At 60.4% G+C, this 6,565-nt stretch carries 7 protein-coding genes; all 7 read right to left on the bottom strand.

The genetic code is table 11. The annotated features are described in order from the left end of the window. Positions 1 to 659 (bottom strand): TerB family tellurite resistance protein (locus tag ACESNB_RS08035; RefSeq protein ID WP_373006087.1); only part of this gene is annotated, 659 nt, incomplete at its 3' end. Positions 660 to 747: 88 nt separating this feature from the next. Beyond that, positions 748 to 1,629: an ion transporter gene (locus ACESNB_RS08030; RefSeq protein ID WP_373006085.1), complete on the bottom strand. Its 882-nt coding sequence runs from the start codon at positions 1,627 to 1,629 to the stop codon at positions 748 to 750. A gap of 82 nt (positions 1,630 to 1,711) precedes the next feature. After that, positions 1,712 to 2,185, bottom strand: a complete 474-nt coding sequence (locus tag ACESNB_RS08025) for a DUF4440 domain-containing protein (RefSeq protein ID WP_373006083.1) — start codon at positions 2,183 to 2,185, stop codon at positions 1,712 to 1,714. Positions 2,186 to 2,216: 31 nt separating this feature from the next. Next, a complete protein-coding gene (locus ACESNB_RS08020; RefSeq protein WP_373006081.1) occupies positions 2,217 to 3,008 on the bottom strand; it encodes a hypothetical protein in 792 nt (263 codons plus the stop codon). A gap of 68 nt (positions 3,009 to 3,076) precedes the next feature. After that, positions 3,077 to 3,955, bottom strand: a complete 879-nt coding sequence (locus tag ACESNB_RS08015) for an S-methyl-5'-thioadenosine phosphorylase (RefSeq protein ID WP_373006079.1) — start codon at positions 3,953 to 3,955, stop codon at positions 3,077 to 3,079. Between the two features lie 82 nt (positions 3,956 to 4,037). Beyond that, positions 4,038 to 5,087, bottom strand: coding sequence for a cytochrome c1 (locus tag ACESNB_RS08010; protein ID WP_373006077.1), 1,050 nt, complete (start codon positions 5,085 to 5,087; stop codon positions 4,038 to 4,040). Between the two features lie 19 nt (positions 5,088 to 5,106). Further along, positions 5,107 to 6,564, bottom strand: a complete 1,458-nt coding sequence (locus ACESNB_RS08005; RefSeq protein ID WP_373006075.1) for a cytochrome bc complex cytochrome b subunit — start codon at positions 6,562 to 6,564, stop codon at positions 5,107 to 5,109. Between the last annotated feature and the right edge of the window lies 1 nt (position 6,565).

The following is a 6,565-nucleotide window of genomic DNA, read 5'->3' as shown; positions in this document are numbered from 1 at the left end:
TAGGCTGACGTGATCGACGCCGCTTTGGCGTGGGCGGCGTTCTCGAATTCGCGTGGCGCCCCCATCTGGACGACGCGGTCTGGATGGTTGTCGGCCATGAGCTGGCGATAGGCGGCGCGGATCGACTTGAATTCAGCATCGTGTGCCACGCCGAGAACCAGATAGGGGTCGTCACGCTCCGGCCCGAGATGGCTGGCACGGATACGCCGGAACGTGCCCTCGCTGAATCCGAAGGCCAGGCTGACATTTTTCAGGAACTGCATCTCGGCGTCGGTGATGACGCCGTCGGCGCCGGCGATCTCGAAGAGGCCGTCCAGCACGCCTTCCAGCAGGCAAGGTCGATTGCGGTATTTGCGGCCGATACGCCTCGCATAGCTTTCATAGCCGCGCACGGTCTGGCGGGCGATGTTGAAGACGCGGCGGACATTGTCGGCATCTTCGGGCGCCGCGCGGAAAACGCGCGAGAAGACCATGATTTCCTGGTCGGTCACCGCGCCGTCGGCCATCGCGAGCTTCGCGCCGAGTCCGACAACCGCTGCGGTAAAACCGACATCATTGGGATCGGGCGCACATTCGATGCCGTCGGCAGCCGGTTCGGGTAAGGAATCGGGTTCAAACAGGCGTTTTTCGCCTTCCAGCAGTCGTGTCCACAGGCTCATTTGCGCGCCTTATAGCAGATTATCCGGCTGATGTGAGTGAGTCCCGCTGACATATGCGTGAAGCAAATGGACACATGGGCGTATCGGGTCAGGCGTTGCGGGCGGCAACCATCTGTTTCAATTCCGCAATCTCTGCGCGCATTGACGTCATCAGCCGCACCATCTCGCTGCGCTGGTACTCGGCCTGGTCCAACTCGCCCTCAATGTCGCCTTCAATTTCCACAAGGCCCTCTTCGATCAATGCCTTTTGTTCCGAGGCCAGCGCTTCGACCACGAGGGCAATGAACAGGTTGAGGATGGCGAAGCTCGCGATGAAGATGAAGATGATGAAGAATATCCAGGCATAGGGATTGCCGTCATCGATCACCTTCTGAACGACCTCGAAGCGCCAGCCGTCCATCGTCATCACCTGGAACAGCGAATAGGCGGATTTCGGCAGGTCGCCGAACAGGAGCGCGACGTCCGGATCGGTCGTGTCGCCAAACGTGTTGGTGGCCATGACCGCAGCGACATAGGTGACGAGCGCCAGGACGGCAAAGATTGCCCCCATGCCGGGCAGCGCCTTCATCAAGGCTTCCGTTATGCGCTTCATCATCGGGATAATGTGCAGGAGACGCAGGACGCGGAGCACACGCATGGCGCGCAGGACGCTGAAGCCGGCGCCACCGGGAAGCATCGAGACGCCGATGACCACGAAGTCGAACCAGTTCCAGCCGGCGCGGAAGAACTCAACCCGGTACACGAAAAGTTTCAGCAGGATTTCGACCGCAAACACCCAGGTCACGGCACGGTCAAAGACCTCCAGCACCACGACAAGACTGTTCGGCAAGGACTCGTGATAGGTCAACACGCCCAGCACGACGGCGTTGATGACGATCAGGATGATGATGAAATGGCGGAACCAGGGGCGTTCGATTTCGCGTTCGAGTACGGAATTGCTGGTGTCATAGTCGCGTGTCGCGCATTGCATGCCTGAATCTCCGTTTCGGGTCCGGGTCTCCCGACACGGGTTCTGCCCGTTATGGCGTAAACTGCCAATTGCGGAATGGGTATCAGTCCGCCGACGTGGTCGTGTCCGACACGATCAGCCATTCGCCATCGATCTTGCGCAGGACCAGCGTGTAGAGGCCGGAGGGCCGGTCGCCGGCGCGTTCGAGCAACCAGGCACCATGCGCAATGGCCGCGTCTGGCGACAGAATCACGATCTCATAATCGGACGTGACAAGCCGCCCCATCAGGTCTGACGTTGCATAGACCCGGCGGTAGCGCGCATTGGTTTCGTCCCACCCGCGCGTGACATTACCACCCGACGCGAAACGCAACTCGGGAGAACGCCAATAGCCGTCCATGAAGGCATCGATGTCGCCGCGGTTCCAGGCTTCATCCTGCTGTTCAAGGAGGGCGGTGATCGCACCGACTTCAGCGGCCGACGAAACCGCAGCCGCAGGTGGAGTCTGGACTGCGCCTGAAGTGGTGCAGGCGGCCAGGGGCAGTGACAGGACGAGGGCGGCGATGAGGTGTTTCATGTCGAGGGTTTTCGATTGGGCCAATCAGCGCCTAGTGCAATTCCGCTTCCGAGGTTGCTGCATCACCATTCGCCGCAGCCAGTTCCTCATCGTCTTCTTCCTCGATATCCGCGTCCGGTTCATCCTTGGACGGCTTGCGCTTGCCGAGCGGTCCACGCGTGTCAGCATGCCGATCATACTGCATGTTGTAGTATTCATGAGCGGTATGGGTCAGCGGCTGCGGTGTCAGGTTCAGCCCATAGGTGCGGAGGCGTTCGACGACTTCGTCACGCAGATACATGCCGGGCAAAGCGCCCTGGCTGAAACCATGACCTTTCATCCAGCTGCGCACATGCCAGCTGCGCACGACGCCGGCGTCAGACGGACGGGCTCCGTCATGCACTTCCCACATGTAGAGCGTCGCAATGCCGTTGATTACAGCATCCATGGCATCATCGAGCGATGTTGACGGATCACGGCCTTGGGCAAGGGTCGCCCGGAGGCTCATCTTGCGGGCTTCAAGTTCCTGATACGTGGCGCCAAGGACGGCGATTGCATTCCGGTTGGCGCGGATCAACGTCGAATTGACGCCGTCGAGCTGGGGATGACGGATCGGCAGCAGGGCGTCCGGCCCCGCTTCGTGATTGGCGGCAATCTGGGCAATTTCATTGACCATGCGCTGCAGGTTGATGCGCAACTCGTGGCTGACGCCCTGGAGGGCGGATAGGGCCCCTTCGCGTTCATCCTCGCGCAGACGCCAGAATTGCCAAGCGATCAGGAGCGCCGCCGCGATCAGGAGGCCGAGGCCGCCTGTGAAAAATGTGTAGAAATCCGACTCGCTCATTCTGAGGTCCCCTTCAATCGTCCTGCATGGCCTGACCAGCCACGCCCCCAACTAATTGAAGGCAAAGCTTAGCCGCCAAGTGCCCGGCCTGCAATCACCTGAAGCTTTGCCAGCATGGCCGGGTCCCGCGCCGCCCGGGCCGTGATCAAGGCATGGTCGAGACAGGTATCGATGCCGTCCGGTGAGGGCGTGCGAGGTCTGTCTGCCAGCATTTCAGCCAGTCGCACCACGGCCTGACGGGCCAGCGCGCTGTTCTGGCCCATGATTTCGAGCACATTCGTGACGTTGACGGCCTCTTCATCCTCGCGCCAGCAATCATAGTCCGTGACCATGGCGAGGGTGGCGTAGGGCAGCTCCGCTTCGCGGACGAGCTTGGCTTCGGGCATCGCGGTCATGCCGATGACATCGCAGCCCCATTGGCGATACAGCCGCGATTCTGCCAGCGACGAGAATTGCGGGCCCTCCATCGCGAGATAGGTGCCGCCCCGGTGCGTCAGGGCGCCGACGCCTTCGGCGGCATCTGCCGCCAGCGAAGACAGGCGCGAACAGACGGGCCGGGCCATGGAGACATGCGCGACCATGCCGGGGCCGAAGAAAGTAGACTCGCGCGCCACGGTCCGGTCGATGAACTGGTCCACCGCCACGAACTGGCCCGGCACATATTGTTCCTTCAGGCTGCCGCAGGCGGATATCGACAATATGTCGGTGACACCGGCCGCCTTCAGCGCGGCGATATTGGCGCGGTAGGGCACGCTCGACGGTGTCAGGCGGTGGCCCTTGCCATGGCGGGGCAGGAACACAAGGTCAACCGGGCCGATATGCCCGCGCACCAGCGTATCGGACGGGGCGCCCCATACCGTTTGCACGTGTTCCTCGCGGCGGTCCTCCAGGCCATCAATCTCGTAAAGGCCGGAGCCGCCGATAATGCCGAGCGTCCATTTCGTCATGTTTCAGTCCCTTAAATGAAAACCCCGCCTCTGGACACCAGTCCGGGCGGGGTTCGTCAATTCAACAGAATGTCAGATCGGCCTAGTGATCGACCTTTCGCCAGATGCGCTTGTACGAGAACCAGAGCAGGATCGCCAGGATGACGAGATAGATCATCACCGGCAGGCCAAGCGACTTGCGATTGGTCTGTTTCGGCTCGCTGGCCCAGGCCAGGAACTGGGCCACATCATGCGCCATTTGCTCGGCGGTCGCTTCAGGCGCTTCTGGATCCGTGTAGGTCACGCGGCCCGGTGCCAGTTGCGGGCCCATGGCGAGGAAACCGCCAGCGGGCGATTTACGCGGGTCACCTTCAAATTGCGGCGTCGTGTCGCCAGCCATGAAGGGGTTGTAGAATTGGCCAGCAGGCTGTATCAGAACGCCGGCGTCGCCATGCTCGCCTTCAGCGGCTTCGTGTCCTGGAATATGGACTTTCGACATGTCGATGACCGTCTGCATGACGGCAGACGTGGCGACTTCAGCCATGTCGTCGCTCGGATCGTCCGGCGTACCGTTATCGGAAGCCGATGCCGTCACGACTGCCGGGGAGACTTCGCGCGTACTGATCGCGTCTTCCGACGGATAGCCCGACAGGAGGCTGTAGATATAGCTGGCACCGCCATGGCGGGCTTTCACGATGACCGACAGGTCTGGCGGCGCAGCACCATTATTGGCGGCGCGCCCAGCATTTTCGTTCGCATAAGGCGAACGAAACTGGTCAGCGGGCGTGGCTGGACGGAAATCATAGTCGCCGATATCATTCGGAGTCGGGCTCTGAATTTCAACATCGGCGGCCAGAGCCTTCAAGAACGGATTCTCGTTTGCGTTCGGGTACTCCGGATCGAAGAACGGGCCACCCGGCTCGCCAAGATTGCGATAGCTCATCAGTTTCATCGAATGACAGGACGAGCAAACCTCACGGTACACTTGGTAACCGCGCTGTACAGATGGCATGTCGAACTGACCGAGCAGGCCGTCGAATTCCCATCCGCCGTCTGGTTCATGCGGATGGGCGGCGGCGCCACCTTCGGCATGCGCCATGGCTGCCAGGCTGAGGCCGGCAAGACCGGCGGCGAGAATGCGGAACGCTTTCATGGATTTACCTCGAGGCTCCCTATTCGGCCGGAACGGCGGTTGCTGAAGACGCCTTGTGGCGCTTGAGTACAGATTTATGGATGGATTCCGGCAGTTCCTTCGGCTTCTCGGTCAGCCCGATGAAGAACAACATGAAGAAGTACCCAAAATAACAGATCGTCAGGATCAGCGAAAGTTGGCTGAACTGGAATGTCGCCGGCGAAACGGCCGCCAGCGACGGGCTGGCACCTTCCGGAAGATTGCCCATGAAACGTTTCGCATCGACATAGGCTTCTTCGCCCTTGTACTCGCTAGTCGCTTCCTGACCGTTCTCGCTGTAACTCACGACGAGAATCTTTTCGCCTTGCAGCGCCGGTATGACGGCAGCGTCCGGCGCCTTTGCACCGCACCAGCCCAGCAAAACGCAAACAACGACAAATCCGAAGAAGAATTGACGTGCCACCGGGCGGTAGCGCATCGATCTGACCTTAGACGTGTCGAGCCATGGCAGGACGAACAGTATGGCAATGGCGGCAAACATGAAGATCACGCCGAGCAGTTTGGCCGGGATCGGGCCGAGATCGAACGTGATGGCGCGCAGGATCGCGTAGAATGGCAGCATGTACCATTCGGGCACGATATGGGCCGGCGTCACGAGCGGATTGGCTTCGATAGCCTGGTCAGCATGGCCCAGCGCATTCGGTGCGTAGAAAACGAAGGCTGCGAACATGATCAGGAACAGCACGATCGCGAAGCCGTCCTTGATTGTGTAATAGGGGTGGAACGGAACCGTATCCTTTTCCACGTCCTGAACGTCAACGCCAGTCGGGTTGTTGTTGCCCGGCACGTGCAGGGCCCAGATGTGCAGGATCACGACGGCGGCGATCATGAATGGCAACAGGTAGTGCAGCGAGAAGAAGCGCTGCAGCGTCTGGTTACCGATCGACGGTCCGCCGAGGATCCAGGTCTGCAGGCTTTCACCGACAAGCGGGATGGCGCCGAACAGCGAGGTGATCACGTTGGCGCCGTGATAGGACATCTGGCCCCATGGCAGCATGTAACCGAGGAAGGCCGTTGCGATCATCAGGAGGAAGATCACGCAGCCGAGAATCCACAGCACTTCGCGTGGCGCCTTGTACGACCCGTAATAGAGGCCGCGGAACATATGGATGTACACCGCGAAGAAGAACATCGAAGCGCCATTGGAGTGAATGTATCGCAGGAGCCAGCCATACGGCACGTCGCGCATGATGCGCTCGACCGAAGCGAAGGCGCCATCGACGCTGGCTTCATAATGCATGGAAAGGATTATGCCAGTCAGTATCTGGACTACGAGGCAGATCGCGAGGATCGCGCCGAACGTGTACCAGTAGTTCAGGTTCTTCGGCGTCGGGAACGTGATGGCCGTATCATTCGCAAAGCGAATCAGCGGCAGGCGCTTGTCGAGCCATTTCTCGAAGCCGGAATTGGGCGTGTAGGATGATTCATGTCCGCTCATC

Source organism: Hyphomonas sp. (assembly GCF_041689225.1).
In the GTDB taxonomy this organism is placed as follows: domain Bacteria; phylum Pseudomonadota; class Alphaproteobacteria; order Caulobacterales; family Hyphomonadaceae; genus Hyphomonas.
The sequence above is the reverse complement of the archived record's forward strand: the minus strand, read 5'-3'. Positions and strand labels throughout refer to the sequence as shown.

Excerpts from the sequence above, each read along its gene's own strand:
- ACESNB_RS08030 (WP_373006085.1), bottom strand. The coding sequence starts at position 1,629 with ATGCAATGCGCGACACGCGACTATGACACCAGCAATTCCGTACTCGAA.
- ACESNB_RS08025 (WP_373006083.1), bottom strand. The coding sequence starts at position 2,185 with ATGAAACACCTCATCGCCGCCCTCGTCCTGTCACTGCCCCTGGCCGCC.
- ACESNB_RS08020 (WP_373006081.1), bottom strand. The coding sequence starts at position 3,008 with ATGAGCGAGTCGGATTTCTACACATTTTTCACAGGCGGCCTCGGCCTC.
- ACESNB_RS08015 (WP_373006079.1), bottom strand. The coding sequence starts at position 3,955 with ATGACGAAATGGACGCTCGGCATTATCGGCGGCTCCGGCCTTTACGAG.
- ACESNB_RS08010 (WP_373006077.1), bottom strand. The coding sequence starts at position 5,087 with ATGAAAGCGTTCCGCATTCTCGCCGCCGGTCTTGCCGGCCTCAGCCTG.
- ACESNB_RS08005 (WP_373006075.1), bottom strand. The coding sequence starts at position 6,564 with ATGAGCGGACATGAATCATCCTACACGCCCAATTCCGGCTTCGAGAAA.